The organism is Salinisphaera sp. T5B8, assembly GCF_040361255.1.
In the GTDB taxonomy this organism is placed as follows: domain Bacteria; phylum Pseudomonadota; class Gammaproteobacteria; order Nevskiales; family Salinisphaeraceae; genus Salinisphaera.
Map to the genome: position 1 here is coordinate 16,273 of NZ_APNG01000006.1, position 25,170 is coordinate 41,442.

Annotated in this window: 26 protein-coding genes; 7 read left to right on the forward strand and 19 right to left on the reverse strand. The window is 64.6% G+C overall.

Annotated features, from left to right (window positions below; translation table 11 throughout):
• The first annotated feature begins 1 nt into the window (after window position 1).
• Complete coding sequence (locus T5B8_RS06825; protein ID WP_353177367.1) at window positions 2–1,120, forward strand: OmpA family protein; 1,119 nt, start codon at window positions 2–4, stop codon at window positions 1,118–1,120.
• Between the two features lie 196 nt (window positions 1,121–1,316).
• On the opposite strand, the gene T5B8_RS06830 is transcribed toward T5B8_RS06825, so the two are convergent.
• Entirely contained in the window at window positions 1,317–1,640 is a 324-nt protein-coding gene (locus tag T5B8_RS06830) for a hypothetical protein (protein ID WP_353177368.1), read from the reverse strand.
• 102 nt (window positions 1,641–1,742) lie between these two features.
• On the opposite strand from T5B8_RS06830, the gene T5B8_RS06835 reads away from it, so the two are divergent.
• Both T5B8_RS06835 and T5B8_RS06840 read left to right on the forward strand, forming a co-directional pair.
• Window positions 1,743–2,063, forward strand: a complete 321-nt coding sequence (locus T5B8_RS06835) for a putative signal transducing protein (protein ID WP_353177369.1) — start codon at window positions 1,743–1,745, stop codon at window positions 2,061–2,063.
• A 13-nt stretch (window positions 2,064–2,076) separates the two neighbouring features.
• Window positions 2,077–2,523, forward strand: coding sequence for a tRNA (cytidine(34)-2'-O)-methyltransferase (locus T5B8_RS06840; RefSeq protein WP_353177370.1), 447 nt, complete (start codon window positions 2,077–2,079; stop codon window positions 2,521–2,523).
• On the opposite strand, the gene T5B8_RS06845 is transcribed toward T5B8_RS06840, so the two are convergent.
• The 7 genes from T5B8_RS06845 to T5B8_RS06875 all read right to left on the reverse strand — a co-directional run bounded on the left by T5B8_RS06845 (window position 2,516) and on the right by T5B8_RS06875 (window position 6,817).
• Entirely contained in the window at window positions 2,516–2,716 is a 201-nt protein-coding gene (locus T5B8_RS06845) for a hypothetical protein (protein ID WP_353177372.1), read from the reverse strand. The two genes, T5B8_RS06840 and T5B8_RS06845, sit on opposite strands and share 8 nt — an antisense overlap.
• Before the next feature lie 152 nt (window positions 2,717–2,868).
• On the reverse strand, window positions 2,869–3,129 hold the full coding sequence (locus T5B8_RS06850) for a hypothetical protein (protein ID WP_353177374.1): 261 nt from the start codon (window positions 3,127–3,129) through the stop codon (window positions 2,869–2,871).
• A gap of 168 nt (window positions 3,130–3,297) precedes the next feature.
• The gene (locus tag T5B8_RS06855; RefSeq protein ID WP_353177375.1) at window positions 3,298–3,993 is read right to left on the reverse strand and encodes an HAD family hydrolase; all 696 of its coding nucleotides are present in this window, start codon (window positions 3,991–3,993) and stop codon (window positions 3,298–3,300) included.
• Window positions 3,993–4,613: a CDP-alcohol phosphatidyltransferase family protein gene (locus T5B8_RS06860; RefSeq protein WP_353177376.1), complete on the reverse strand. Its 621-nt coding sequence runs from the start codon at window positions 4,611–4,613 to the stop codon at window positions 3,993–3,995. Before T5B8_RS06860 ends, T5B8_RS06855 begins: the two co-directional genes overlap by 1 nt.
• An 82-nt stretch (window positions 4,614–4,695) precedes the next feature.
• Window positions 4,696–5,718 (reverse strand): NAD(P)H-dependent glycerol-3-phosphate dehydrogenase, encoded by a 1,023-nt coding sequence (locus tag T5B8_RS06865; RefSeq protein ID WP_353177378.1) that lies wholly within the window; start codon window positions 5,716–5,718, stop codon window positions 4,696–4,698.
• A 6-nt stretch (window positions 5,719–5,724) separates the two neighbouring features.
• On the reverse strand, window positions 5,725–6,219 hold the full coding sequence (gene secB / locus T5B8_RS06870) for a protein-export chaperone SecB (RefSeq protein WP_353177380.1): 495 nt from the start codon (window positions 6,217–6,219) through the stop codon (window positions 5,725–5,727).
• Between the two features lie 43 nt (window positions 6,220–6,262).
• Entirely contained in the window at window positions 6,263–6,817 is a 555-nt protein-coding gene (locus T5B8_RS06875) for a rhodanese-like domain-containing protein (protein WP_353177382.1), read from the reverse strand.
• A 62-nt stretch (window positions 6,818–6,879) separates the two neighbouring features.
• Here T5B8_RS06875 and T5B8_RS06880 point away from each other — a divergent pair, with 62 nt between their 5' ends.
• Complete coding sequence (locus T5B8_RS06880) at window positions 6,880–8,037, forward strand: murein hydrolase activator EnvC family protein (RefSeq protein WP_353177384.1); 1,158 nt, start codon at window positions 6,880–6,882, stop codon at window positions 8,035–8,037.
• A gap of 122 nt (window positions 8,038–8,159) precedes the next feature.
• The gene (locus tag T5B8_RS06885; RefSeq protein ID WP_353177385.1) at window positions 8,160–9,506 is read left to right on the forward strand and encodes a S41 family peptidase; all 1,347 of its coding nucleotides are present in this window, start codon (window positions 8,160–8,162) and stop codon (window positions 9,504–9,506) included.
• 25 nt (window positions 9,507–9,531) lie between these two features.
• Here the strand turns inward: T5B8_RS06885 and T5B8_RS06890 are convergent, their stop codons facing one another.
• Genes T5B8_RS06890 through ubiE form a run of 5 tightly spaced genes read right to left on the reverse strand, consistent with a single transcriptional unit; the run spans window position 9,532 to window position 13,721 of the window.
• Window positions 9,532–10,113, reverse strand: a complete 582-nt coding sequence (locus T5B8_RS06890; RefSeq protein WP_353177386.1) for a GNAT family N-acetyltransferase — start codon at window positions 10,111–10,113, stop codon at window positions 9,532–9,534.
• Window positions 10,114–10,117: 4 nt separating this feature from the next.
• A complete protein-coding gene (locus T5B8_RS06895; RefSeq protein WP_353177388.1) occupies window positions 10,118–10,618 on the reverse strand; it encodes a GNAT family N-acetyltransferase in 501 nt (166 codons plus the stop codon).
• Window positions 10,619–10,629: 11 nt separating this feature from the next.
• Window positions 10,630–12,249, reverse strand: coding sequence for a ubiquinone biosynthesis regulatory protein kinase UbiB (gene ubiB / locus T5B8_RS06900; RefSeq protein ID WP_502950786.1), 1,620 nt, complete (start codon window positions 12,247–12,249; stop codon window positions 10,630–10,632).
• Window positions 12,249–12,875, reverse strand: coding sequence for a ubiquinone biosynthesis accessory factor UbiJ (locus T5B8_RS06905; RefSeq protein ID WP_353177390.1), 627 nt, complete (start codon window positions 12,873–12,875; stop codon window positions 12,249–12,251). The genes ubiB and T5B8_RS06905 overlap by 1 nt, the downstream gene beginning before the upstream one ends.
• 42 nt (window positions 12,876–12,917) lie before the next feature.
• Window positions 12,918–13,721, reverse strand: a complete 804-nt coding sequence (gene ubiE, locus T5B8_RS06910; protein WP_353177391.1) for a bifunctional demethylmenaquinone methyltransferase/2-methoxy-6-polyprenyl-1,4-benzoquinol methylase UbiE — start codon at window positions 13,719–13,721, stop codon at window positions 12,918–12,920.
• A gap of 130 nt (window positions 13,722–13,851) precedes the next feature.
• Here ubiE and T5B8_RS06915 point away from each other — a divergent pair, with 130 nt between their 5' ends.
• Window positions 13,852–15,069 (forward strand): saccharopine dehydrogenase family protein, encoded by a 1,218-nt coding sequence (locus tag T5B8_RS06915; protein WP_353177393.1) that lies wholly within the window; start codon window positions 13,852–13,854, stop codon window positions 15,067–15,069.
• Window positions 15,070–15,077: 8 nt separating this feature from the next.
• On the opposite strand, the gene T5B8_RS06920 is transcribed toward T5B8_RS06915, so the two are convergent.
• Window positions 15,078–16,553: a hypothetical protein gene (locus T5B8_RS06920; protein ID WP_353177395.1), complete on the reverse strand. Its 1,476-nt coding sequence runs from the start codon at window positions 16,551–16,553 to the stop codon at window positions 15,078–15,080.
• On the reverse strand, window positions 16,550–16,921 hold the full coding sequence (locus tag T5B8_RS06925; protein ID WP_353177397.1) for a hypothetical protein: 372 nt from the start codon (window positions 16,919–16,921) through the stop codon (window positions 16,550–16,552). Before T5B8_RS06925 ends, T5B8_RS06920 begins: the two co-directional genes overlap by 4 nt.
• A 178-nt stretch (window positions 16,922–17,099) precedes the next feature.
• Between T5B8_RS06925 and T5B8_RS06930 the strand changes: the two genes are divergently transcribed.
• On the forward strand, window positions 17,100–19,838 hold the full coding sequence (locus tag T5B8_RS06930; RefSeq protein WP_353177398.1) for a hypothetical protein: 2,739 nt from the start codon (window positions 17,100–17,102) through the stop codon (window positions 19,836–19,838).
• Here the strand turns inward: T5B8_RS06930 and T5B8_RS06935 are convergent.
• The 4 genes from T5B8_RS06935 to T5B8_RS06950 form a co-directional block, all read right to left on the reverse strand.
• Window positions 19,810–21,528, reverse strand: a complete 1,719-nt coding sequence (locus T5B8_RS06935; RefSeq protein WP_353177400.1) for a phosphoethanolamine transferase — start codon at window positions 21,526–21,528, stop codon at window positions 19,810–19,812. The two genes, T5B8_RS06930 and T5B8_RS06935, sit on opposite strands and share 29 nt — an antisense overlap.
• 104 nt (window positions 21,529–21,632) lie before the next feature.
• On the reverse strand, window positions 21,633–22,922 hold the full coding sequence (locus T5B8_RS06940; RefSeq protein WP_353177402.1) for a sensor histidine kinase: 1,290 nt from the start codon (window positions 22,920–22,922) through the stop codon (window positions 21,633–21,635).
• Window positions 22,909–23,589, reverse strand: a complete 681-nt coding sequence (locus T5B8_RS06945) for a response regulator transcription factor (protein ID WP_353177404.1) — start codon at window positions 23,587–23,589, stop codon at window positions 22,909–22,911. Before T5B8_RS06945 ends, T5B8_RS06940 begins: the two co-directional genes overlap by 14 nt.
• Before the next feature lie 3 nt (window positions 23,590–23,592).
• The gene (locus tag T5B8_RS06950) at window positions 23,593–25,167 is read right to left on the reverse strand and encodes an ArnT family glycosyltransferase (protein WP_353177406.1); all 1,575 of its coding nucleotides are present in this window, start codon (window positions 25,165–25,167) and stop codon (window positions 23,593–23,595) included.
• Window positions 25,168–25,170: the final 3 nt, after the last annotated feature.

Below are 25,170 nucleotides of genomic sequence, written 5' to 3' on the forward strand. Positions count from 1 at the left end.
GATGTGGAGTCGCTTGACCGCGATGCTGGTGCTGGCCGTCTGCGCCACGCAGGCGCTGGCCGCCGTCGAACGCGAAGACATCATCGTACTGGGCGCGGACGGGCTGCACTTCACCAGCTACAAGACGCTGCGTTCGGATCTTGCCGAGCGCGTGCTCTATCTGGGCCCGGACGAAGCGCCGGGCGATGCCGTGTTCATCGTGCCGGCGGATTACGAGTCCACCCCGCTCGACGACGGGGGCACGCGGCTGCACTTCAAAAGCGGCAGTTTCGCGCTGATGAATACCGGCGCCTTCGATGCCGAAGTCGAACGCAACGACAACAACGTCTACGTCTTCAACAGCTGGGACGGGGTCACGCGCGAGGACGGCCATCTGGGCAAATGGAATGCCCCGGACGATTTCGCCTCGTTTTCCTATACCTGGGTGCTGCCGCGCAATATCGATATCCTCGCCTACGAGGCCAACCGTCAGGGCACCTGGGAAAAACGCGAAAACACGCTCAACTGGACCGGCAAACAGGTCAACGATATCGCGTTCACGATCCGTTACCGGGTGAACCCGACACAGGGCAGCACGACCGTTGCCGAAGCGCCAGCGGCCAAGCGCCGTCCAAGCACCGCACAGCCGGCCCAGCCGCCGCGGGCACGCCCGAACCCGCCGCCGGTCCAGCTCGAAACCGCGCCATCGCGCAGTTTCGACAACACGCCGGTGCAACTGCCGGAGCCCTCGGCCGAGCCCGAGGCACCGAGCCAGCCGCCGACCGCAACCGTCGCGGATGCGTCCTCGCGTAGCGTGGAACTCATGAACGTGGTCGAGCTCGATAACGGCCGGCCGCAGGTCACTGGCGAGGGCCAGCGCGTATTACGCCGGTTAGCGGGTGCGCTGGCCAGCGACCGGGTACAGCAGGTGATCATCCATGGCCCGTCGTTCACCGACAGCCGGGATACCGGCGGCTCGGTGGCCCAGGCGGCCCGCGTATCCGACTTCCTCGCCGCGCACGGCGTACCCGATGACAAGATCGACATCCGTGCCGGCGAGCGCGCCGACGATGCCGATGGGCAGCGCGTACAGATCAGCGTGGCGCCCGGCGTTCTGCTCGACGAGTTTTCGCCGAACTAAGCCGGCAACATCGCCGCGCGATCACCACGCGCGGCGATGTTCGTATTGGCACCCAAGCGCCCGTCGTGCACGTGCCACGACGGCGCAGAGCGGCAGCGGTGCCACGCCACGCCGAACCCCGCAAGGACAACCACGAAAAAAGCCGGCCTCTACAAAGAGACCGGCTTTCGCGAACACGGCGGGTCAGACGATTGAATCAGCGCTCCGGGCTGTTTTCCTGGAAATTGCCCAACGGGCGTACGAAGGTATATTTGCCCGGCTCCTTGACCAGCCGGTCGGCGGCATCGCCCGCATTCATACCCAGCAGGGAAAACGGCAGCGAGACAACGAACAGACCGGTACCCACCACGGTGGCCGCCAGACTCACGGGGCGAACGAGCAGCGCATCCACGCCCATGGCAGCTGCAGACGGTTTGCCGGGCTCGGCATAATCATCGATGGCGGCCGCCGGATTGGCGAGGCCGAGACCCAGCGCAGCCACGACAACAATCAGCGCACGGCGCGCAGAGAAAACGCTCATGATCCAAACCCCCATCACAATCAGTCGGATCACATTAGCAAAGCCGGCGCCCAAGTCAATTAATGTCGCGCGACCGGCAGCTGCGGCCCGACGAACGGCCCCATGAGCGCGCGTGAAGTCTATCTGGCCGCTGACCCGGTCAACGCGGAAATCGCCAAGGACGTACTCGTCAATCACGGCATTGCCGCGCATGTGCGCAGCCAGCATCTATGGGGCGGCATGGGCGAGCTGCCCGCCAACGTCTATCCCAGCGTCTGGGTGGATCAAGGCCGCGACTACGATGCAGCGCGCGCGCTCATTCGCGCCTTCGAACGCGGCACGCTCAACGACGGCCGCCCCTGGCAATGCCCGAGCTGCGGCGAATACCTCGCTGCCCAGTTTCAGCAATGCTGGAACTGCGAAACCCTGAAACCGACCGACTGAATACCGCGCCCGTATGCATATCGTCCTGCACCAGCCCGAAATCCCGCCCAACACCGGTAACGTGATTCGCCTGTGCGTGAACGTCGGCGCGACCCTGCATCTGATCCACCCGCTGGGTTTTGCCATCGACGACAAGCATATGCGCCGCGCGGGCCTGGATTACCGCGAACGCGCCATCATCCACGAATGGGACGACTTCGACGCCTGGCGCACGGCCTATCCGCAAACACGGGTATTCGCTGCGACCAAACGCGGCAACACCCGCTACGATGCCATTTCCTATCGCGACGACGATGCCCTGCTGTTCGGCTGCGAAACGCGCGGGCTGCCGCGCGCGCTCGTAGAACGCGCCGACGCGGCAATCTATCTGCCCATGCGCCCGGACAATCGCAGCCTCAATCTATCCAACAGCGTGGCGGTGGTTGCCTTCGAGGCCTGGCGACAAATTGGCTTCAGCTGAATCCGAGCAAACCCGCACGCGATAGCAGCTGAACCACGGCGAGCAGGATGATACAGGCCAGAACCGGAACGACGAGCGCGCCAATCATGGATGTACGCAGCACCAGCGCGCAGGCCAGCGCCATGCCCAGATAAGCACCAAACAGGCCCAGGCCCAGATAGGCTTGGCCGAGATAAGCCAGCGGAACGCTCACTAGGGAATCTCTGCACAACCTATCGTGGTCGCGCCGGCGTTCTTTGCGCGTGGCTGGCAAGGAGAGGTAGGCGTAGCGTGCTGGTTGCACGGTGCGTCTGCCTCGACGCCGACCAGGCGCGCGCAAAGCCCCGACCCCGAAGGGGTTCGGCCTCAAATGCGCCGCGACTGCGTTCCCGAGCTTGACCTGCCAATCAGGCAGGCGCTGCGCTCGGACGCCTTGTCGCAACGCATTTGAGGACTCGAACGCGAACCGCGAGAGGTTATGCAGAGATTCCCTAGCAAGGCAATGAACGCGGCGCCGAATGAGTCGTTGCTCGCGCCGAACACACTGGCCGAAACCTTGACCGGCAGGATCGCCGTCAGGAAAAACGCAACCGCGACGACGGCGAGCGAATCAGAATGGAATTGCATGTTTGAGCTGTTCCAAAAAGGCGACGGGGCCGGTGCTGCGCTTAAAGGACGGGGCAACGCTGCTACGCGGCAGAACACGAGCGCATCCTGCCGGCCTTGCAGCCGCGAACCGCGACGCGCAAGTATACCGCCGCGCACCGCTGTGCCGGCGTTATTTGTACAGCCGTTTCAGTAGCGCGATTCGCCTTCGTGGGCGTCGGGCTTGCCCGGGGCGGTCATGCGGTCGAGCAGCACTTCCCAGCCTGCGCCCTGGGCTTCTTCGCTCAGGCGCTTGTCCGGCTGGACCGCGACCGCCTCCTCGACCACACGAAACAGATGCGCATCGGTAATCGAGTCGCCAAAGGCCACTGCGCCGGCCAGCGGCAGGCCGGTCTGTTCGGCCAGCGCCTGCGCGGCATCGATCTTGGTGGGCCCATAGGGATGACGGATCGGCGGCGCACCGGTATAAAGCGTCGCGCGGCTCGCGCACAGCGAGGCATGGCTGTAGTCCACGCCCAGGGCGTCGGCAAGTGCATCGGCAATGAACTGCGGCGTGCCCGACAGCAAGGCCACCCGATCGCCGGCGGCCTGATGCATGCGTAGGCGCTCGACCGCCGGCACATACAGCGCCGGCATGAGCCGCTCGGCCACGAAATCGCGGGCAAGCGCGGCGATTTCGGCCTTGCCCCGCCCGCTCAGATAGGCCTTGTTCTTCTGCATGACATGGCGCCCGTAACGCGGGAAATACCGCACACAGAACCAGACAAAGGCGAGCAGCTGGCGCGGGCCCAGCGCACCGTGGTCCCACAGGTAGCGCGCGAAGCGCGCTTCCGAGCTGGAACCGGGCACGAGCGTGCCGTCGATATCGAACAACACCAGGCGCATCAGGCCCGCCCTGCCGGCGCGCCGGGGCGCTCGTTGACACAGAATTCGATGATTACCGGCAAACCGCGGGCAACACAGATCGCGGCCGACGCCCAGGCCAGCACCAGCCCCACGCCCACACAGAACCAGCCATAGTCGGCCCAGAAATCCATGGCGAGGAATGGGAATGGCTGCCAGAACAGAATCCAGGCAAAGGTCACGGCCTTGAGCACGGCATAGAAACCACGCATAAAGCGCCCGGCCACCAGAAAACGCCCGATCGGCGACTGCATCATGTCGAAAGCGGCCGTGCCCGAGGCCGCGCCCTTGCTGCGGATGGCGTCGACGAGATTACCGCGAATGATGAACAGCAGCGGAATCCATACACCAATGAAACCCAGATGGGCGAGCACGACCCACAACACGGTTTCCACGATTCGATCGATGGCGATATCGAAGGTCGCGCCGAACAGCGATTCCTCGTTGTACTTGCGTGCCACCCAGCCATCGACACCATCGAGGGCAATGATGAGCACGGTCAGCGGCGCGTTGATCAGCTGCAGCGTGGGCACGCCGGAATAAATAATCCCGAGCAGCACGAAAAGCAGCAGAAAACGGCCGAAAGTTACCCAGTTCGCCATGGCGCGGTCGTCTTTTGAATGGTTCTTGGTGCGGTCGTCAAACACGCAGCGGCGGGACAAAGCCACCGCCGACTGTCATATTTTAGTCTTTTTCGGACCGAAAAGGTCGATCCGTCAATGTACGCACCGCATCGCGCGGCGCGACATCCTCGTGGAGCACGCGAAATGCCTGGGTCGCGATCGGCATTTCCACGCCCAGCTGCTGGGCGATGCGATAGACCTCACGCGCCACGCGCACGCCTTCCACGACCTGCTGGATTTCGCGCTGTGCGCCTTCCACATCATTGCCGGCCGCCAGGGCCAGACCCATGCGACGGTTGCGCGACTGATCGTCGGTACAGGTCAGAAGCAGATCGCCCAGACCGGCCATGCCGGTGAAGGTGGTGCGCTCGCCGCCCATCTTCTCGCCCAGGCGCATCATTTCCGACAGACCGCGGGTAATCAGCAGTGCGCGGGCGTTGGCGCCGTAGCCGAGCCCGTCGGAGATACCCACCGCGATCGCGAGCACGTTCTTGACCGCGCCGCCCACGCCGACACCGATGACGTCACGGCTGGTATAGACACGGAACACGCCGTCGTGAAACGCACCGGCCATATCGCGGGCAAAGGCATCGTCGGTGGAGGCGATGGTGACGGCCGTAGGCATGCCCTGGCCGACTTCGCCAGCAAAACTCGGCCCGGACAGTACCGCCGTGACCCGGTCCGCGCCCAGCACTTCGGCGGCGACCTGGTTGGGCAGCAGGGCCGATTCCGGCTCCAGGCCCTTGGTGGCCCAGATCACCCGCCGCTGTTCGCCCAGCAAGGGCGCGAGCCGCTCCAGCGTTTCGCGCAGCGCGTGACTCGGCACCACCACCAGCACATCGTCGGCCGTACCGACTGCCTCGGCCATATCGGCTTCGGGGGTGAGCGAGTCGGGCAGCGCACAGCCGGGCAGATAGCGCTTGTTTTCGCGATCGGCCGCCATCGCGGCGATGGCATCCGCATCGCGCGCCCACAGGGCCACGCGGTTGCCGTTGCGGGCCAGCTGAATCGCCAGGGCCGTGCCCCACGAGCCCGCCCCCAATACGGCGATACAGCGATCGGTCTTTTCGCCCGCGGCACTCATGATGCGTTAATGCGTGGCGTCGCCGACGTTGGTCGGGCTGCCGTCGTTACGCTGGTGCTGGGCATAGAGACGGTCGAAATTGACCGGCTGCAGCAGAAAATGCGGAAAACCCGCGCGCTGAACCATGTCGCCCACGCTCTCGCGAATATAGGGAAACAGGATGGAGGGGCAGTACGCGCCCAGCAGATGGCCACGCTCGGCATCGTCTTCGAAGCCGTCGATCTGGAACACGCCGGCCTGCTGCACCTCGACGATATAGGCCGTGCGCTCGGCCTGCTTGGCGGTGACCGTCACCGTCAGCGTGACCTGATGGGTTTCCCGGCTGAGGTTTTCGATACGCGTGTTCAGGTCGACATTGACCTCGGGCTGATATTGCTCGGTGAACACGCGCGGACCGTCGGGCACCTCGATGGATGCATCACGGATATAGATCTTCTGCAGCGCGACCTGGCGCTGGGCCTGGCCGTTTTCGCTGGCCTGCTGGCCGTTGTCTTCTGCCATTTCGCCTCCTCGTTGTCTGGAATCGCTGTCGCGCGGCGTCGCGCTACTTGCTGGTCACCGGCATGCCGTCGCCCTGCCAGGCATTGATACCGCCCTTGAGTGCATAGGCGCGCGTATAGCCGAGCTTACGCAGCTTCGCGACCGCCTGGGGCGCGACGTTGCCGATACCGCAGTAGCAGATGATGGTGCGATCGGTGTTCTTGCTGATTTCCTTGGCCCGTTCCTCGATGCCGGCCATGGGCACATGCTTGGCGTTGAGGATATGGGCTTTCTTGAAATCCGCGGCCGAGCGCGTATCCACCACGATCGCATCCTCGGTATTCATCAACCGAACCGCCTCGTTGGCCGGAATCGGCTTGTGCCCCTTGACCGTGCGCAGCGCTTCGTTGACCGCCAGCGCGATCAGCGCCAGCACCAGCGCACTCCACAGATAGGGGTGATTGGTGATGAAGTCCTGTATCTGCTCCAGATTCATGGCGTGTACGGTCCAAATCGGCCCGCGCGGGCCGGTGAATTCACGATCGAGAAATGCGCAGACTGCGCGTTGCGCCGCGATTATTGCATACCGGGCATGCCGCTCGCCGACAACACGTGCCATAGCGGCTGCGACAGGGGCACACCGGGCATGACGATCCGGCGCTTGGGCCATACACTAGCGCCATGCGCGTTGTTGTTTTTGCCGGCCTCTGCCTGCTCGCTTTCGGCGTGGCCAGCCCTGCACTGGCCCAGAGCGACGACGCGCGCTCGCAACACGCCCGCGCCGAGCTGGATGCGTTGCGCGATCGTATCGATACCGTGCGCCAGCAGATCGCCCAGGACAAAAGCCAGCGCAGCGATCTGTCCAAACAGCTGACCCAGGCCGAGGCCGATATCAGTGCCGCATCCAAACGCCTGCGCGAACTCGACGACGCGATCGCCAATGCGCGCAAGCGCGTGGCCGAACTGACCCGGCGCCGCGATCGCGAGCGCGAAAAACTCGGCGACCAGCTCGCCGGCCTGCGCGAACAGGTACGCGCCGCCCATGCCAGCGGTCAGATGGACAAGATGCGCCTGCTGTTGTCCGGCCAGTCGCCGGAAAAGCTCGGTCGCATGCTGGTCTACTACGAATATTTCGCCAACGCACGCAGCGAACAGGTCACCGCCCTGCGCAGCGCGCTGGCCGATCTGGCCGTACGCCAGAACGCGCTGGAAAACGAACAGACCGAGCTGGCCCGCCAGCGCGCGGCACGCCAGGACACGCTGGCCAGCCTCAAGGCCAATCAGGCCCAGCGCGAACAGGCAATCGCCGCGCTCGACCGCCAGCTATCCGGCAAGCAGGCGAGCCTGTCCGAAATGCGAGCCGACGAGCAACGCCTGCGCAGTCTCATGGGCCGGCTGCGTACGCAGCTGTCCGATCTGCCGCCCGAACCTGCCGACGACACGCCCTTCGGCCAGCTCAAGGGCCGCATGCAGCCTCCGGTCAGCGGCCCCGTGCTCGCGCGCTTCGGCACGGCCAAGGCCGGCGGGCCGCTCAAATGGCAGGGCGAATGGCTGGGGGCCGATGCTGGCACGCCGGTACGCGCGGTCGCCGCCGGGCGGGTGGTGTATGTCGGTTATATGCATCGCTACGGGCTAATCGTGGTCATCGATCACGGCAACGACTACTACACGCTCTACGGCCACGCCGAGAGCACCTATGTGGAAGTCGGCGACCGCGTGGAACGCGGTCAGGCGGTGGCCAAGGCCGGGCATAGCGGCGGCCATACCCAGAATGGCGCCTATTTCGAGTTGCGCCGCGGACGTACGCCGATCAATCCGGCCAGTTGGCTGGCCGGCTAAGCGCATCGGAAAACGGCCGCGATATGCTATCTTTTCGACTGCATTATTCCCGCATCAGTCGTTGATTATCGGCGCGTTATTGCGCGCGTGCGGGTGGGGTCGTCCCAGGGGAGTCAGGATTCATGCGATCGAAAACCCGCAGCTCGTTGCTGATTGCGCTGGGCGTGGTCATCGGCGTGATCGTGAGCGTTGCCCAGGGCGGGCTGGCCGAGCGCAGCGACGCCAGCAATGCCGAAAACGCCGAGGCCCAGGGCGAGGGCCAGGGCCTGCCACTCGACGAACTGCGTACGTTCGTCGAAATCCTCAACCGCGTTAAACAGGGCTATGTCGAGGACGTCTCCGACCAGACCCTGCTGGAAAACTCCATTCGCGGCATGCTCGACGGCCTGGACCCGCATTCGGCGTATCTGAACGCCGAAGAGTTCAAGGAAATCTCGATCTCGACCTCGGGCAAGTTCGGCGGCCTGGGGATCGAGGTGCAGATGTCCAACGGCTTCGTAAAGGTCGTCGCCCCCATCGACGACACGCCGGCCAGCAAGGCCAACATCCAGGCCGGCGATCTGATCATCCGTATCGACGATCAGGCGGTCAAAGGCATGAGCCTGATGGACGCGGTCAAGGCCATGCGCGGCGATGCCGGCAGCGAAGTCACCCTCACCATCCTGCGCGAACAGCGCGACGAGCCGTTCAAGGTGACCCTGGAACGCGCCGTCATCCGGGTCGAGAGCGTGAAGTCGCGCATGCTCGATCGCGGCTATGGCTATGTACGTATCACCCAGTTTTCCAGCCAGACCGGCGACAGCCTGCAGCGCGAACTCGCCGATCTCAAGGACGAGGCGAACGGGCCGCTGCGCGGTATCGTGCTCGACCTGCGCAACAACCCCGGCGGGGTGCTCAGTTCGGCCGTGGATGTAGCCGACACCTTCATCAACAGCGGCGATATCGTATCCATTCGCGGGCGTGCGCCCAATACCGATCAGCAGTTCACCGCCACGCCGGGCGACATGCTCGACGGCGCGCCGATCGTGGTGCTGGTCAACGAAGGCTCGGCTTCGGCCTCGGAAATCGTGGCCGGCGCGCTCCAGGACGACAACCGCGCGGTGATCATGGGCAATCGCACCTTCGGCAAGGGCTCTGTGCAGACCATCGTGCCGCTCGCCAACGGCGCGGCCCTGAAGCTCACCACGGCGCGCTATTACACACCCAGCGGGCGTTCGATCCAGGCCGAGGGCATCGAACCGGACGTGGGCATTCAGAACGTCAACGTGACCGCCGCCGAATCCAGCGAGGTCACGCCGTTCTCCGAAGCGGATCTCGCCGGTGCGCTGTCCAACGACACCGCCGATAGCAAGCGGGTGCCCGGCCCGTCCGACGAGGCCACCAGCAGCGCCAACCTCGCGCAGACGGATTACCCGCTCTACGAGGCCCTGAACCTGCTGAAGGGCCTGCATATTCTGCGTAATCGGTAACGAGTGCGCCGCCGGGCGCGGTCGGTCAGGCGTAGGCGGCCAGGCGAGAGCGCAGGTTCGCGCGTACGGCCGGCCATTCGGCGGCGATGATGGAATACACCGCGGTATCGCGCAGCGTGCCGTCAGCACGAATTTGGTGATTTCGCAGCAGTCCATCCTGCTTGGCGCCGAGGGCCTCGATCGCACGCCGCGACGCGATATTCAGACTGTGGGTGCGAAACGCCGCCGCGATGGCATCGTTCTCGTCGAACAGCGTCGACAACAACAGATACTTGCTTTCGCTGTTGACCGCCGTGCCACGAACGCGTGCGGCATACCAGGTGAAGCCGATCAGGGCACGCCGATTGACTGCATCCACGCCATAAAAACGCGTGGTGCCCACGATGTCACCGCTGCGTTCACGCACCACGAAGGCTCGCTGATCGCTCGCCGCCAGGGCCGTTTCGACATAGCGGCGCATCTGTTGCGGGCTGGGCACATCGGCCACCCAGAGCCGCCAGGCCTCGCCATCGCGCACGGCCGCACACAAGGCATCGACATGATCGCGCACGAGCGGTTCGAGCATGACATGCCGGCCACGAAGTTCGATCGCGGGTAACCAGGTCATCGCGTCATACCTCGCTCAGATTGCGTAACCAACGCATTTCGACATGGGTTTTCGTGCGCCCGGTTTCCTGGAAATTCAGCCGGCGGTAGAACGCCAGAGCGCGCGTATTGCTGCAAAACACCTTGAGCGTCACCGCCATGTCCCGGGCAGCCGCCTGCGATTGCAGATGGCGCAGCACGCGCGTGCCGATGCCCTGCCCGCGCATCTCGGCACGCAGCACGATATTGGCCAAATGCAGCGATCGAGGCCGACGTTGGGTCTGGATATAGCCCGCCGCGCAGCGCTCGCCGGCATCACGCTGCATGATGACCAGCGGCCCGAGTGCGGCGAAGAGCTTGTCGAAGTCGCGTGCCTGCCACTCGGCATCCCAGCCCCACAGCGTCTCGATATGTTCGCGATAGGCCGCGACCTGCCAGCGATAGAGAATCGGCTTGTCGAGCGCATCCGCCGCACGCAGCCAGAGCCGATCGTCGACCGGCCCGGGCTCGAGCGCCGCTGCACGCATGCGCTAGTGCGCTAGCCGCGCGAGGCCTGTACCCAGCAACCGAACCCGGCCAGCGCGCCGACGATGCCGACCCAGACCGGCGCCGGTGGATAGATCACCAGCAACACGCCGGAGACCACCAGCCCCGTGCCGACCACCGTCCAGCGCATGGCACGGCGCGCGCTGCGCAGTTCCTGGGTGATATCGGTGAGCGCGCGTTCGAGTTCGCGGGCAGCCGGGTTGGTGCCCTCGTCGAGGCGCTTCATCAGCGTGGGCAGCATGCGCGGCAGGCTGTCCATGATCTGCGGCAACTGATTCTTCAGCCGCTCGCCGGCCACCCGCGGGCTGGCGCGATTGCGCATCCATTGCTCGAGTACCGGCTTGGCCGTGGCCCACAGATCCAGCTGCGGGTAGAGATCGCGGCCCAGACCTTCGACATTGAGCACGGTCTTTTGCAGCAGCACCAGCTGCGGCTGGACCTGATAGCGATAGCGCCGCGCGATCTTGAAGAGGCGTACCAGAAACAGGCCGAAGGAAATCTCGGCCAGCGGTTTGTTCATGATCGGCTCGGAGACGGTCCGAATCGCGCCTTCGAATTCCTCGATGCTGGTATCGGCCGGCATCCAGCCCGATTCCACGTGCAGCTCGGCGATCTTGCGATAGTCCTGGTTGAAAAAGGCCAGGAAGTTTTCGGCCAGATAGCGCTGATCGTCCGCGGTCAGCGAACCGACGATGCCGAAGTCCAGGCCTACATAGCGCGGCCGATGCGGTACTTCGGGCTGCACCAGGATATTGCCGGGGTGCATGTCGGCATGAAAGAAATTGTCGCGAAAGACCTGCTTGAAGAAGATCTCGACGCCGCGCTCGGCGAGCACCTTGAAATCCACGCCGGCGGCTTTGAGCGTATCGACATCGTCGATCGGCACGCCGTGCATATGTTCCATGACTAGCACGCTTTCGGTGCTGTAGTCGAAATGGATCTCCGGGTGCACGATCAGATCGGAACCGGCCCAGTTACGTCCCAGCTGGCTGGCGTTGGCACCCTCGCGCATCAGATCCAGTTCGTCGGTGATGATGCGATCGTATTCGGCCACGATCTCGACGGGTCTCAGCCGCTTGGCCTCGGGATGAAAACGCGCGGCCAGGCCGGCCAGTCGGTAAAGCACGGCTACATCGCGTTCGATGCGCTCGTGCACATCCGGGCGCAGCACCTTGACCACCACCGAACGGCCCTGCGCTTCGCCTTCACGCGCATGCAGGCGGGCACGATGCACCTGCGCGATCGAGGCCGCGGCCATGGGCTCGGTTTCGAAATATTCGAAGAATCGATCCAGCGAATGCCCGTAGGCGGATTCGATCAGCCGCCGGGCCTCGGCGCCCTCGAACGGCGGTACCTCGTCCTGGAGCTTGGCCAGTTCCTCGGCCATGCCGTCCGGCAACAGATCGCGGCGCGTGGATAGCGTCTGGCCGAATTTGACGAAGACCGGCCCGAGTTCTTCCAGGGCCAGACGCAGGCGCACATTCAATGGCTCGTCGAAATCGCGCGGCTTGCCCAGCAACCAGGTCGGCGCGGTATCGCCGGCGAGTTCGCCCAGCCCGTACCGGCGCGCGGTCCGGATGATTTCGAGCATGCGCCGGCTGCGATCGAACATCATGGCTTGCCCTGGCTCAAACGTGTCACACGTACCGAAAGCCGTTCGGTGTCGTCGCGCAGGGTTTCGATCTCGGTCACGAACTTCTCGTGCTCAAAGGGCCCGATTACGTCGCGGGTTTCCTCGCGCAGATATTCGGCGGTCTGTTCCGGCAATTCGCGGGCCGCGCGCGAAAAAAGCGCCCGTGCCTGTTTGATGCCCTGACCAACGAAATAGGCCGGCACCGGCCCCAGCCGCGCGTCGATGATATCGGTGATATCGAAATCCACGCTGGCGAACAGATCGGCAAAGCGCTGGGCCACACCCACGTCGCCTTCGATACGCAGACCGCCGCCGGTAATACCTTCGCGCCCGCCGGAAAACACGATCCGCCCGAAGGCAGCGGCAGTGCCGGTCAGACAGACATCGGCCTGGGTTTGCGGCGCACCGCGCAGCTGCATGCCGTGGCGTTCGGCCACGAACACCAGCCGCAGGCCCAGATCGGCAAAGCGCAGTTCAAGCGAACGCCCGGCCAGTTCGGCGCAGCGTTCCAGCGCGCGGGCATCGCTGCCGAGATAACGATTGAGCGCGATTTCGGCCGCGCCCAGCGCAGGCGTGGGCAGACTCCGCAGGGCAGTTTCCGTCATGGCAGATCCGGGCGTAGTGAGTTGAGGCGTGCCGCCAATGGTCTAGGGCGCATAGCCGCGGTGCACGGCGACGATGCCGCCGGTGAGATTGTGATAGCCGCAACGCACCAGCCCGGCCGTTTCCATCATCGACTGGAGCGTAGCCTGATCCGGGTGCATGCGAATCGATTCGGCCAGATAGCGGTAGGAGGCTTCATCGCGCGCCACCGTCTTGCCCAGCCACGGCAGCACCGAAAACGAATAGATGTCGTAGAGCTTGTCCAGGCCCGGCACGGCCGGTTTGGAGAACTCGAGCACGATGGCGCGCCCGCCGGGGCGGGTTACACGCTGCATTTCGGCGAGCGCGGCCGGCTTGTCGGTGACGTTGCGCAGGCCAAAGCCGATCGACACGCAGTCGAAGCTGTTGTCGGCAAATGGCAATTTCTCGGCATTGGCGAGACAGTAATCGATATTTCCGGCCACGCCGCGATCAAGCAGCCGGCGCCGGCCGTTGGCGAGCATCGCGCCGTTGATATCCGACAACAGCACACGCCCGCTCGGGCCCACCCGGCGCGCGAAGCCCGCGGCCAGATCACCGGTACCGCCAGCCAGGTCGAGCACGTGTTCGCCCTCGCGCACTGCGGCCAGTTCGAGGGTAAACCGCTTCCATGCCCGATGGATGCCCATGGACATCAGGTCATTCATCAGATCGTAGTTGTCGGCGACGGAATCGAACACCGCGCCCACGCGGCGCTGCTTTTCGCCGCGGGCTACGCGCTCGTAGCCGAAATCGATGGTGTCGTCGCCGGCGGCGGCATTTTCCGCGCTGCGGGCAGCGCGGTCGTAGGAGTCGTTTTGAGAGACCATGGCGGACCCTGGATTGAGGCTGCGGCAAGCTTACGCGAGGCGCGGCAGGCGGCCAAGCAACGTCTCCGATCGCCGGTAATCCGCATTGTCTAGTAGATTGTTCCAATCCTGTTCATCGGTGCTGTCAGCTATGGATACGCCTGCTTTCGATATCGTGGTTTTCGGGGCAACGAGCTTCGTGGGACAATTGACCTGCCGTTATCTGGCCGAACGCTACGGCGACGACGGCGAGGTGCGCTGGGCGATGGCGGGTCGCTCCCAAAACAAGATCGATACCGTGCGCCGCGATATCGGCGCCCCCGACGTGGGCATGATCGTGGCCGATGCCGACGACGCGGATTCGCTGGCATCGATGTGCGCACAGACGCGCGTGGTCGTATCCACGGTCGGGCCCTATGCGCTCTACGGCGAAAAACTGGTGGCCACCTGTGCCGATAGCGGCACCGACTATTGCGATCTGACCGGCGAGGTGCACTGGATCGCGGCCATGCTCGCCAAGTACGAGGCACGGGCGAAGGCCAGCGGCGCGCGTATCGTCAACTGCTGTGGTTTCGATTCCCTGCCCTCGGATCTGGGCGTGCATTTTCTGCAGCGCAACGCGCGCGAGCGTTTCGGCGCGCCCTGTACGCGCGTCAAGATGCGCGTCAAAGCCATGCGCGGCACGTTCTCGGGCGGTACGGTGGCCAGCCTGGTGAATTTCGCCAAGGAAGTCCGCGCCAATCCGGCGCTGCGCAAGCAACTGGCCAACCCCTATTCGATCTGCCCGGAGGGCTATCGTCCCGAGGTGCGCCAGCCCAACCCCAAGGGCGCGTCCTTCGATGCCGATGCCAACAGCTGGATCGCGCCGTTCATCATGGCCAGCTGCAACACGCGCGTGGTCCAGCGCAGCAACGCCTTGTCGGGCCAGGCCTACGGGGCGGATTTCAAGTACGACGAAGCGATGATGACCGGACGCGGCACCAAGGGCCGGCTCAACGCCTACGGGCTGACCGCGGGCCTGGGCGGTTTTCTCATGGGCGTGGCCATCAAGCCCACGCGCGCGTTGCTGCAACGCTTCGTGTTGCCCGAGCCGGGCGAAGGCCCGAGCGCCGAGGCCCAGGCCAAGGGCTTCTACGATATCCGCCTGTTCGGCACCACTGCGGCCGGCGAAAAGCTCAAGGCCAAGGTCGTGGGCGATCGCGATCCCGGCTATGGCTCGACCTCCAAGATGCTCAGTGAGGCCGCGATCTGTCTGAGCCAGCGCGGCGAAACCGACGGCGGCTTCTGGACCCCGGCCACGCTCATGGGCGATGCGCTGATCGAGCGTCTGCACGAACGCGCCGGCGTGAGCTTCGAACTGATCGACTGACGCGCTGCTTAGCCGGCGGCGATCGGCTGGGCCAGAATCCACAGGCCGGCTACGGTGAACGCCAACATCAGCACCAGCATCGGCAGCTGGCTGATGGCGGCGCGCACCCGGGTTTTAAACACCGCCAGCGCGATCCGGTGGCTGAGATACACGCCCGCGATATGACCGAGCACGATCACCGCCACCTGAACATGCCAGACCGTGCTCGGGTCCGGCACGTTGGCCCGCGCGAACCAGTCGGCCGTGGCGAACAGATCCCAGCCGAAGCCAAACGGATCGGAGGCCAGCGGTACGATCTTGAGCAGCTGGGTCTGCAGCAGGGTGTAATAGTGGCTCACGTGATAGGCCAGCGCGATCGGCAGCAGCGCCGGCGCGAATCGACAAGCCAGACTCATTACTGACAGGCGGCTGGCCACCGCGACTCGCATGCACGCCACGAACAGCAGGTACACGCCCAGATAGACGAACGGCGAGGCCAGCAGGCAGAGCGTTTGCCAGTGCTGATACAGGCGCAGCAGCGCGGGGAATGCCGCAATGGGATTGCTTCCCAGCCACAGCGAGAACACGTTCGCATACATGTCGACCCAGAACAGCCGCCGCCACACCACGGTTTCGTGCAGGCCGTCGAATGCGGTCGATGAAAGCATGAACATGACGAACAGCAACAGGCTGACACGCTCGATACGCACCCTCCGCAGGGCCAGCCACGGCGCATGCGACCACCCCGGCCGCCCGTCCGGGCCGGCGAGTGGCGCCATGCGCGCGAGCAGTCCAAATAGCACGCTGAACAGCTCGCCGTAGCGAAACCAGTCGCGCGCGCCGATCAAGCCCACGCCGGCGAGGTTCAAAGCGCTGTAGAGCGCCAGCGCGATCGCCAGCGAGAACGGCGTACCGGCGCCCATGAGTTCCAGCCATACCAGCGCCATGTAGAACGCCAGCGCGGGCGTATAACCCAGCGCGCTCGGATAGGTATAGCGACCACGCGCAAAACCCGGCCAGATACGCTCGATCAGTTCGACAAGCGCCAGCCAGGGATTGAACAGACGATAGATATCGCCCACCAGGGCGACCGCGTAGCCAATACCGAGCAGGAACACGATCCAGAATGCGGTCATGCTGAAATTCGCATAGGCCCCGGGCACGCCGAACAGCCCACTGGCGATACACAGCACGAGCATGGCCACGCCTACCGCCCCGGCACACAGACCGATCACACCGCGCCCGAGCGGCAACCGCGGCCCGCTCAGTTCGAGGCCGGGCGCGGGCCCGCCCGGCGTACGCGCGGGCTCGCCGGTCAGGCAGAACACCATCACCACGAACGACAGCGCCAGCGCAGCACAGGCCCCATAGAGATACAGCCAGACCGGCACCGGCAGGCGATACACCTGACCAAAGGAATGCGCGCAGGCCGGCTGCGCCACCAGCAGAACGGCGCTTGCGACAACGCCCGTACGCCAGCCGGCCAGGCCGTGCCGGCGGCTCACTGCGGTTGAACTTCCAGCGTCGTCAGCTCGATATCCGCGTGGTGCAGCTCCAGGGCAAAGCGCCCGGCCCGATCGAGCACGAGCGAGGCACTCGCCAGCTCACCGGCCGATAGCGGCCAGCTGCGATCGTAACCATGCAGGTGCAACTCGTCGTCGCGATCGCTTTCGACTTCGATTTGCAGATGCGCGCCGGTTTGCGTGCGGATGACCGGCGGGCCGGATACGCGCTTTGCCTGGCGCACCACAAAGGCCGCGTGCACCGTTTTGTCTGGCGCAGGCGCGTCGTTTGCCGAGCGGGGCGCGAGCACCCAGGCAAGCCCGCCAAGCACGACGACATTCGCAGTAATGAAAATCACGGACCGCCGCATCGATGCCCCCTTTGCGCCCTGCGCCCAGGCGAAACAGTAGATTTTTACCGTAGCTCGCCCGCGGGCCGCGCGCTAGATTCGAATGACGGTAAATTCGGCCCGAAAGCGCGTATAGACGCCGGGCCCGACAGCACGGCCCGGGCGCCGGGCTGTATCACCAGGCGCCGGGGGACAGGCCATGCGAACGCACATCGGGCTCATCGTTGTATTGATCACGGCGCTTTTCATGCTCACCGGCTGCCCGGACGACAATGATTCAATCACCCTCGAGACGACCTCCACCGGCAACAGCCCGGGCGGCAACGGGGGCGACGGCGGCGATCCCGACAACGGCGGCAATGGCGGCGACGACGCCGATATTGGTGAACCGGTGGTACGCAGCCGCTACGCACTGAACAACCAGTGTTTTGCCATTCGCGCCAACCAACGCAATACCTACCTCGTACGCAACGATACCGGCGGCTATCGCGCCACGGCCGCGACCGCCGAAGCCGGCGAAGCCTTTTTCATGAAGCCGGCCGCACTGGGCCAATATCTGCTGTTCGACAGCCAGAGCCGGCTGCTCTCCGCAGCCGCGCCCGTGGGTACGCATACCCTGGAAGCGCCGACCGACGACGATATCTGGACCGTGCTCGGCGTGGGCGATACCACCACCTATCCGGCCACGCCCGTGGCCTGGTTCGAACCCGAGGTCGATGCACTCGATCGGTATCGCAACTTCGCCGATGCGCAGACCGCCTACCCGGCGTTTACCCTGGCAGCCGACGGCGCCGATACGAATCTGGCCATCGACAGTGACGGCCAGCTGACCACGGCCGCGGCCAGCGCCTCGGCGCCGTCGCAAAGCTTCACCTTCGCGCGGCGCGCCGCAGGCGACTGCGCCGAATTCCCGGAAGCCCAGTCGAACACGATCGGCGAAACCTTCAAGGGCACCACCGCCGACGGGCGCGTGCTGGGCATGGCGGATGTCCATGTGCATATCAGTGCGACCGAATTTCTGGGCGGCGCCGAATGGGGCGCGCCGTTCAGCCGGTTCGGTGTGACCGATGCCCTGGGCGACGGTGCAGAGCGGCACGGGCCGAACGGCAGCCTGGACGTGCTCGGCGCCTTCTATGTCGGCGACTTCGATGGCCACCAAACCGCCGGCTGGCCCACCTTTCCCGACTGGCCGGCCGCGGATTCGCTCACCCACGAAGCGATCTACTGGAAATGGCTGGAACGCGCCTGGAAGGCCGGCCTTCGGGTCGCCGTCAACGACCTGGTGGAAAACCAGACGCTCTGCGAGCTGTTGCGCAACCTCAACGGCGCCAATCCGCTACGCAACTGCAACTCGATGATCAGCGCCAAGCGCGAAATCGGCACCATGTATGCGATGCAGGATTATATCGACGCCCAGTACGGGGGCCCGGGCAAGGGCTGGTTCCGGATCGTGCTCGACCCGCAACAGGCCCGTACGGTCATCGAAGACGGCAAGCTCGCCGTGGTGCTCGGCATCGAGATTTCCAATCTGTTCGACTGCAAGCTCAATTACAGCCCGCTGCGTACCCAGGAGCCATTCGAGGAAACCGGCGAAGGCGGGCTGGAAAACAGCTACGACTGTGCCATGACCGAAACCGGGGCAGACAACGAAATCCTCACCCAGCTGACCCGGCTCAAGGATCTGGGCGTACGCCAGATCATCACCGTCCACGAATTCGACAACGCCTTCGGCGGCAACGGCCTGTTCAACGATTTCATCCTCAATGTAGGCAACCGCGAGAACAGCGGCGGCCTGCCCTCGGACGATCTGGCCGCGATTACCGCCTTCATCAACAGCGACGCGATCAGCCAGCTGCAGGATCCGAGCAGCAACAATCAGGACGGCCTCATCAATCTCGAGCCGCTGGGCAAACTCAGCCTGAGCGATTATCTCGGCCGCCTGTTCTCCGATCCGCCGGAATTGCCCACCGGCGAATTCTGGACCACCTACGATTGCCCCGACGCCGAAAACACGGCCGATTTCAGTGGCTATCTGTTCAGCGACCACGGCGGCATCGTATTGCAGACCATTCCCGGGCTCGGCCCGCTGACGAGTTTCACCGGTCAGGGCGGGCGCCCCGGCGGGCTGGTGCCCTTCTACCCGGATACCTACCAGTGCAACGCGCGCTGGCTGACACCGATCGGCCAGTACGCATTCGAACAGATCATGCGCGCCGGCATGATCTTCGATTTCGACCACATGGAACTGGAAATGAAAAACCAGTTGCTGGAACTGGCCGAGGCCCAGACGCCGGTCTATCCGCTGGTCTCCACCCACGGCACCTTCGGCGGCATCACCAACGATCAGGCCCGGCGGGTGCTGCGCGGCGGCGGTTTCATCTACCCGAGCATGGACAATGGCCACGACATGCTCAACAAGATGGAAGAACTGCGCCTGATCTACGACGCTGCCACCGCCGACATGGCCGACGCCGACAAGCCGCTCTACGGCTTTGGTTTCGGTACCGATACCAATGGCCTGTCCAAACAGGCCGCCCGGCGCAGCACGATCGCCACCGGCCAGGAAGTACGCTACCCCTACACCCTGTTCGACGGCAAGATCTTCGACGAGATCGACGATTTCGACACGATCGCCGGCGTGGTCTTCGAACAGCCGCGCACCCGCGCGCCGGATGGGCGCGGGCGCACCTGGTCGCTGGATATCGACGGCAGCGCCCACTACGGCATGCTAAGCGGCATGGTCGAAGAGATCCGCCAGGAAGGCAACGCCGAACAGATGCGCAACCTGTTCGACTCGGCCGAGCATTTTCTGCGTACCTGGGAACGCACCCTGGAATCGAGCGCGGCGATCGAAGACAACGGCTTCGCGGTGCCGGCCGGTGTGCTGCGTGCCGCGCCCAAACCCAACCTCATCCCGGCGACGCTGGCCCGGCCGTGAGCGCTGTCTGGGTCGCCTTGCTCGCGCCCGGGGTACGCCGACAAGCGCGAAAGATATCCATATCGGGCTGATAGACCCGGGTCTTCACGGCAAACAGACCGAGCACGGTATCGAAGAGGTTGTCCTGGGAATAGGCGTTATCCTGCAGCCTCGCCAGGCAGGCGCGATCCATATCGAAGCCGGGCGACAGCCAGGCCAGCGCCGGCACGTGGGTCTGATAAGACGGCGCCAGGGCATAGGGAAAACCGTGCAGATACAGCCCGTCCTCGCCCAGCGATTCGCCATGATCGGACATATAGAACAACGCCGTGGCGTCGCCGTGCTGCCTGGCATCACGGGCGAGCAGTGCGATCAGATTGTCGAGCACGGCATCGGTATAGACGATGCTGTTGTCGTAGGCGTTGATGATGCTCTGGCGATCGCAATCCTGTGGCCGGTTGCTTTCACACACCGGCGTAAAGCGGGCAAAACCATCCGGATAACGCTTGTAGTATTCCGGGCCGTGACTGCCTTTCTGATGCAACACCACCAGCAGATCGCCACGCGTATCGGCAATGCGTTTGGCCAGACCGCGCGCGAGGATATCGTCGAAACACTCGCCGTCGCGGCATAGCTCGGGATCGTCGGCCTGGGAGAGGTCTTCGCTGGGCACGCGGTCGCATACGCCCTTGCAACCGGAATTGTTGTCGCGCCAGAGCACCTTCACCCCGGCATGCGTGAGCACATCGAGCAAACCTTCACTGTAACGAGCATCGGTACCGTCGTAATGGCGGCGATCCTGGCGCGAGAACATGCAGGGCACGGACACCGACGTGGAGGTTCCGCAGGAACTGAAGTCGGTGAAATTGACCAGATCGCGTTGACTCAGGCGCGGATTGGTATCGCGGTCATAGCCATCGAGGGAAAAGTTGGCGGCACGCGCGGTCTCGCCCACCACCACGATCACCACCCGCCGCGGCGCGCCGGCGCGCAATTGCTGGTGGGCATCCGTACCCAGCGACGTGATGCTGCGATCCGCCGCCTCGGCGGTCTGGGTCAGGGTTTCGAGCGCGGCATAAATCGGATAGGTCGGGTTGACCAGATACCGCAGTTCGCGGTTCTGGCGCAGCACGAGGGAGAAATCCTTGTAGTGGCTGTAGACACTCACCCCCAGCACGGCCACGGCCAGCGCCACGGTGAGCATACGCAGGCCGGCTTCGCGCCAGAAGGGCCGATAGCGCACGCGCCAGACACACACCACCAGCGCCGGCAGCACGCCGGTAAGCAGCAGATGCCAAACCAGTGAAAAGCTGAAAAGCCCGGACGCTTCGCCGCGATCGGTTTCGAGCATGTTGTGGATCATCGTGTCGTCGATGACCACGCCATAGGTCGACATGAAATAGCTGGCCACCGAGCCGATCAACAGCAGCGCCACGATCGCCGGCTTGAACACATAGCGCACGCCGAACAGCGAAATCAGCAGTACGAAGAAACCGACCATGGCCGCGGCCAGCGCCAGACCGAACCCGAGGTTGCGCGCCACACCGATATCCGCCTCGGCGATCACCGCCTTCCAGAACACGGTATTCAGAAAAAGGCTGATGAACAGGGCCACGACCAGCGTCAGCCCGGCCACGCCACTCGTTGGGCGCTGCAACGCACGAACCGCGGCACGCAAGCGCGCTGCGCCCTGCAAGATTCTCGACGCCATGACATCCACTCCCGCTCGTATCATCCAGTCGGGCGAGCATGGCGTTTACGGCGTGGCGGATTTATCGCGTTGGCGTTGGTATTTCGTGGGCGTGCACGCCGGCTTCAGGCCCGGGCTTCGTGATCGAAGCGCAGCACGAACTCGGTGCCCTGGCCAGGCGTGCTGGCCACATTCACCTGCCAGCCAAAGCGCTCGCTGATGCGTTTGACCAGATACAGCCCCAGGCCCTGGCCGCGACTGTGCTCGCCCTTGAAGCGCCGGTCGAACAGCCGCGACAAGGCCGCCGGCGCAATCCCGCGGCCGTGATCGCGAATATGCAGCGCATCGGGCGTCAGGCGTACGTCGATACGCGCACCACCGCCATGCTCGATGGCGTTGCGCAACAGATTGTTGATCACCGACAACAGCATGCTCGACGGCGCAGCAACATGGACTTCGGCATCCGCCTCGAATGCGATATCCGGCGCCGGGGCGGCCGAAAACAGATGCGCCTGCATGGCGATCGCTTCACGCATCACCGGGCTGACCGGCGTATTGCTGGTTTCGTCGGTTTGTTCGCGGGCGAATAGCAAAAGCGACTCGATGAGCTCGTGCATGCGCGTGGTGGCCGCGCGTGCCCGGGCCAGGCGCAGCTGCGACTTGTCCGACAGGTGGCGATCCTCGGCGATCAGGTCCAGCGAACTGATCGCGGTGGCCAGCGGCGTGCGCAGTTCGTGGCTGGCGTCTTCGGTAAAAGCCTGTTCACGCGCAACAAAGGCATCAAAGCGATCGAGCACGCCATCAAATGCCTCGACGATGATATCCAGCGACCGATCGCCAGTCGCCGGGCGCAGATCCGGGCGTTGCTCGCCGGGCACGATCGCCGCCGCGCGCGCAGCCAGCCGACGCACCGGACGCATCACCACCTGCGACAACCAAAGCGCCACGAGCACGGCCAGAAACAGTGCGCCCAGCCCGGCAATCCAGGCGACCCCGATCAATTCCTTTTCCAGGCGTTCTTCCGGCGTGAGATCCAGCAGCACATACAGGCTGTGATCGCCGATATCGCGGCGTGTGGCCTGGTATTCATAGGCCGCGCCGGGCAGCCACACCTCGTGCGACTGACCGTCGCCGAGCGATTTCACACTCTCCGGCAGACCGTCGGTCTGCCCTTTGGGGGTGACATAAGTCCGCAGGTTCGGGCCGAGCAGATCCAGCAACTGCGGGTCGCGCCGGTACAGCGCATCGACCCGATCGAGCTCGCGTGCGAGCTGACCATGCGTCATGTCGTGTTCGAGTACGTCCAGAAACGACGATACGGCATAGATCATGCCGCCGAGCACCACCAGTACCGGCACCAGGGTGGCCAGCAGAAAACGCGGACGCAGTCCGAGACGGAAACTAAAGCTTGTCATCGTCGGCCAGTCGATAGCCTATGCCGTGTACGGTCTTGAGCAGTTTTTCGGGAAACGGCTTGTCGATGATGCTGCGCAGCTGATGGATATGGCCCCGCAAGGCGGCCTCGCTATCGGGCGGATCGTCGCCCCAGACCGCACGCTCGACCGTGGCCGTGCGCACGACCGCGGGCGAGGCACGCATGAGCAATTCGAGAATACGCAGGCCCGTGGGCGTGAGTTCCAGACGCCGGCCACCGCGGCGCACGATCAGACTGCGCGTATCGAAGACCAGATCGGCCACCGTGAGATGACCGCTGGCGCCGGAGGCACGCCGTACCAGCGCCTTGAGACGCATATACAACTCCGGCAACGAAAACGGCTTGGTGACATAGTCGTCGGCGCCGGTTTCGAAGCCGCTGAGCCGGTCGCGCAGGGTATCCCGGGCAGTGAGCATGAGAATCGGCACGTCGTTGCCCGCATCCAGGCGCAGGCGTTCGCATAGCGACAACCCGTCCATGCCCGGCAGGCTCAGATCCAGCACCAGCACGTCGTAGCGATTGACCGCGGCCAGGTGCAGACCGGTCAGGCCGTCGCCGGCGTAGTCGACGGTATCGCCGCGTTCCTCGCAGTATTCGCCGATATTCGCGGCGAGATCATCGTTGTCTTCGACTATGAGCAGATACACCGCTTACGCTCCTGTATCGGGCGGGTGACAGCCTTGATTCGCTGGCACCCAACTGGCCTGGAATTCGGAATCGCGCGCACCCAGCACGGGGGTCAGGCGCAGGCGCGCGGTGAGCTCGTCGCGCCGCTTTTGTGGATAGACGAGCACGCTCCGGGGATGGGGCCTGTCGAGCCATTCGCAGACGGCCGCCAGAACTTCGTAACCACGTGCGGGCCGATCCAGATAATAGGAATAGTGCGCAGGATCGATATCCCAGACCACCACCGGCGTATCGGCCTCGATGGTCGCGGCCAGGCGGTTGCTGAAGGCCAGCTGCGCATAACGCGAACTGCTCCACAGCGAGGGCATCGCCCCGGCCTGGAACAGCCCGATGGCAAACGCCGCCGCAATCAACCCTGCCGAGCCCAGCAGCCGACCACGCCGCAGCGAAAACGCAGCCGCGCCAAGCACGCCGGCCGCGACGACGACACTGGCCAACGCTGCCAAACCGCCCTTGTAGAGCAGCCACCCCAGGGCAATGGCGACCAGCGCGCACAACACCACCAGGCAGGCGCGGGCGATCGGTACATGCACCACCGCGGCTGCGAATACGATCATCGCCGGCGCCAGCCAAGGCAGCATATAGATTTCGCGATATTGCGGGCCAAGCGTAAAGACCACCACGGCCACCAGCACGCCGAAGGCCAGCAGACCGGACGGCCCGCGCCGGTCGCGCCAGACCTGGATGGCGCCAGCCGGCAACAACAGCGCCCAGGGCAGCCATAACATCGGCGTGCGAACCCAATAGAACGGCGACAGCAGCCGGCCCGGGCTCACGCTCAGCAGACTACCGGAGAGCTGTGAATTACCGAGGGTGTCGGCCCCGATTGCCGCGCGCAGCAGCAGATACCAGGGCACAATCAACACGGTCAGAATCGCGACCCCCGCAATCGGGTGCAGCCGCTGCCACTGGGCACGCCAACCGCTACCGAAGCAGCCCTCGTACACGATCGCGCCGGCGAGCATGATCGCGGGCGCCTGCGGGCCCTTGGTCAGGGTGGCCAGGGCGAACAGCGTCCACAGCCCGAATGCCCACCGGCGTTCGCGGGCCGGTGTGGCCTGGCACAGCCCCACCCAGGCGGCGAACACGGCCGTGGTCCAGAAGGCATAGAGCATGTCCGGACGCGCGTTGTGTCCGTATTTGAACACCGAAAACGAGGCCACACACAAAAGCCCGGCCAGCAGGCCCACGCGCCGATCGAACAGCCGTGTCCCCAGCCACACGGCCAGCAGCGCAATACCGACGCTGGCCAGCACCGATGGCAGGCGCGCGATCGCGGGGCTGACCTCGCTGTGGCCGACAACGGCACTGGCGCCGGCGACCAGCCAGTAGCTCAACGGCGGTTTGGTCAGCCGGTATTCGCCATTGAGCCGCGGCACCAGCCAGTCGCCGCTGGCAAGCATGTTCTCGGCGGTCTGGGCGACATAGATTTCATGGCTGTCGAGCGGTATATCGCTCATGCCGCGACCGGCCGCGGCCAGCCCCAGCACGATGATCAGACACAGGATGGCAAGCTGGCGCAGCGATTGTGATTGCATGGG

What these genes read in the sequence shown, in the direction of transcription:
- T5B8_RS06890 (WP_353177386.1), bottom strand. Translation starts at nt 10,113, where the DNA reads ATGACCTGGTTACCCGCGATCGAACTTCGTGGCCGGCATGTCATGCTC.
- T5B8_RS06840 (WP_353177370.1), top strand. Translation starts at nt 2,077, where the DNA reads ATGCATATCGTCCTGCACCAGCCCGAAATCCCGCCCAACACCGGTAAC.
- T5B8_RS06950 (WP_353177406.1), bottom strand. Translation starts at nt 25,167, where the DNA reads ATGCAATCACAATCGCTGCGCCAGCTTGCCATCCTGTGTCTGATCATC.
- T5B8_RS06895 (WP_353177388.1), bottom strand. Translation starts at nt 10,618, where the DNA reads ATGCGTGCAGCGGCGCTCGAGCCCGGGCCGGTCGACGATCGGCTCTGG.
- T5B8_RS06865 (WP_353177378.1), bottom strand. Translation starts at nt 5,718, where the DNA reads ATGAGTGCCGCGGGCGAAAAGACCGATCGCTGTATCGCCGTATTGGGG.
- secB (WP_353177380.1), bottom strand. Translation starts at nt 6,219, where the DNA reads ATGGCAGAAGACAACGGCCAGCAGGCCAGCGAAAACGGCCAGGCCCAG.
- T5B8_RS06915 (WP_353177393.1), top strand. Translation starts at nt 13,852, where the DNA reads ATGGATACGCCTGCTTTCGATATCGTGGTTTTCGGGGCAACGAGCTTC.
- T5B8_RS06925 (WP_353177397.1), bottom strand. Translation starts at nt 16,921, where the DNA reads ATGCGGCGGTCCGTGATTTTCATTACTGCGAATGTCGTCGTGCTTGGC.
- T5B8_RS06885 (WP_353177385.1), top strand. Translation starts at nt 8,160, where the DNA reads ATGCGATCGAAAACCCGCAGCTCGTTGCTGATTGCGCTGGGCGTGGTC.
- T5B8_RS06860 (WP_353177376.1), bottom strand. Translation starts at nt 4,613, where the DNA reads ATGGCGAACTGGGTAACTTTCGGCCGTTTTCTGCTGCTTTTCGTGCTG.
- T5B8_RS06875 (WP_353177382.1), bottom strand. Translation starts at nt 6,817, where the DNA reads ATGGCACGTGTTGTCGGCGAGCGGCATGCCCGGTATGCAATAATCGCG.
- T5B8_RS06935 (WP_353177400.1), bottom strand. Translation starts at nt 21,528, where the DNA reads ATGGCGTCGAGAATCTTGCAGGGCGCAGCGCGCTTGCGTGCCGCGGTT.
- T5B8_RS06835 (WP_353177369.1), top strand. Translation starts at nt 1,743, where the DNA reads ATGAGCGCGCGTGAAGTCTATCTGGCCGCTGACCCGGTCAACGCGGAA.
- T5B8_RS06905 (WP_353177390.1), bottom strand. Translation starts at nt 12,875, where the DNA reads ATGACGGAAACTGCCCTGCGGAGTCTGCCCACGCCTGCGCTGGGCGCG.
- T5B8_RS06930 (WP_353177398.1), top strand. Translation starts at nt 17,100, where the DNA reads ATGCGAACGCACATCGGGCTCATCGTTGTATTGATCACGGCGCTTTTC.
- T5B8_RS06825 (WP_353177367.1), top strand. Translation starts at nt 2, where the DNA reads ATGTGGAGTCGCTTGACCGCGATGCTGGTGCTGGCCGTCTGCGCCACG.
- T5B8_RS06855 (WP_353177375.1), bottom strand. Translation starts at nt 3,993, where the DNA reads ATGCGCCTGGTGTTGTTCGATATCGACGGCACGCTCGTGCCCGGTTCC.
- T5B8_RS06940 (WP_353177402.1), bottom strand. Translation starts at nt 22,922, where the DNA reads ATGACAAGCTTTAGTTTCCGTCTCGGACTGCGTCCGCGTTTTCTGCTG.
- ubiB (WP_502950786.1), bottom strand. Translation starts at nt 12,249, where the DNA reads ATGTTCGATCGCAGCCGGCGCATGCTCGAAATCATCCGGACCGCGCGC.
- ubiE (WP_353177391.1), bottom strand. Translation starts at nt 13,721, where the DNA reads ATGGTCTCTCAAAACGACTCCTACGACCGCGCTGCCCGCAGCGCGGAA.
- T5B8_RS06830 (WP_353177368.1), bottom strand. Translation starts at nt 1,640, where the DNA reads ATGAGCGTTTTCTCTGCGCGCCGTGCGCTGATTGTTGTCGTGGCTGCG.
- T5B8_RS06850 (WP_353177374.1), bottom strand. Translation starts at nt 3,129, where the DNA reads ATGCAATTCCATTCTGATTCGCTCGCCGTCGTCGCGGTTGCGTTTTTC.
- T5B8_RS06880 (WP_353177384.1), top strand. Translation starts at nt 6,880, where the DNA reads ATGCGCGTTGTTGTTTTTGCCGGCCTCTGCCTGCTCGCTTTCGGCGTG.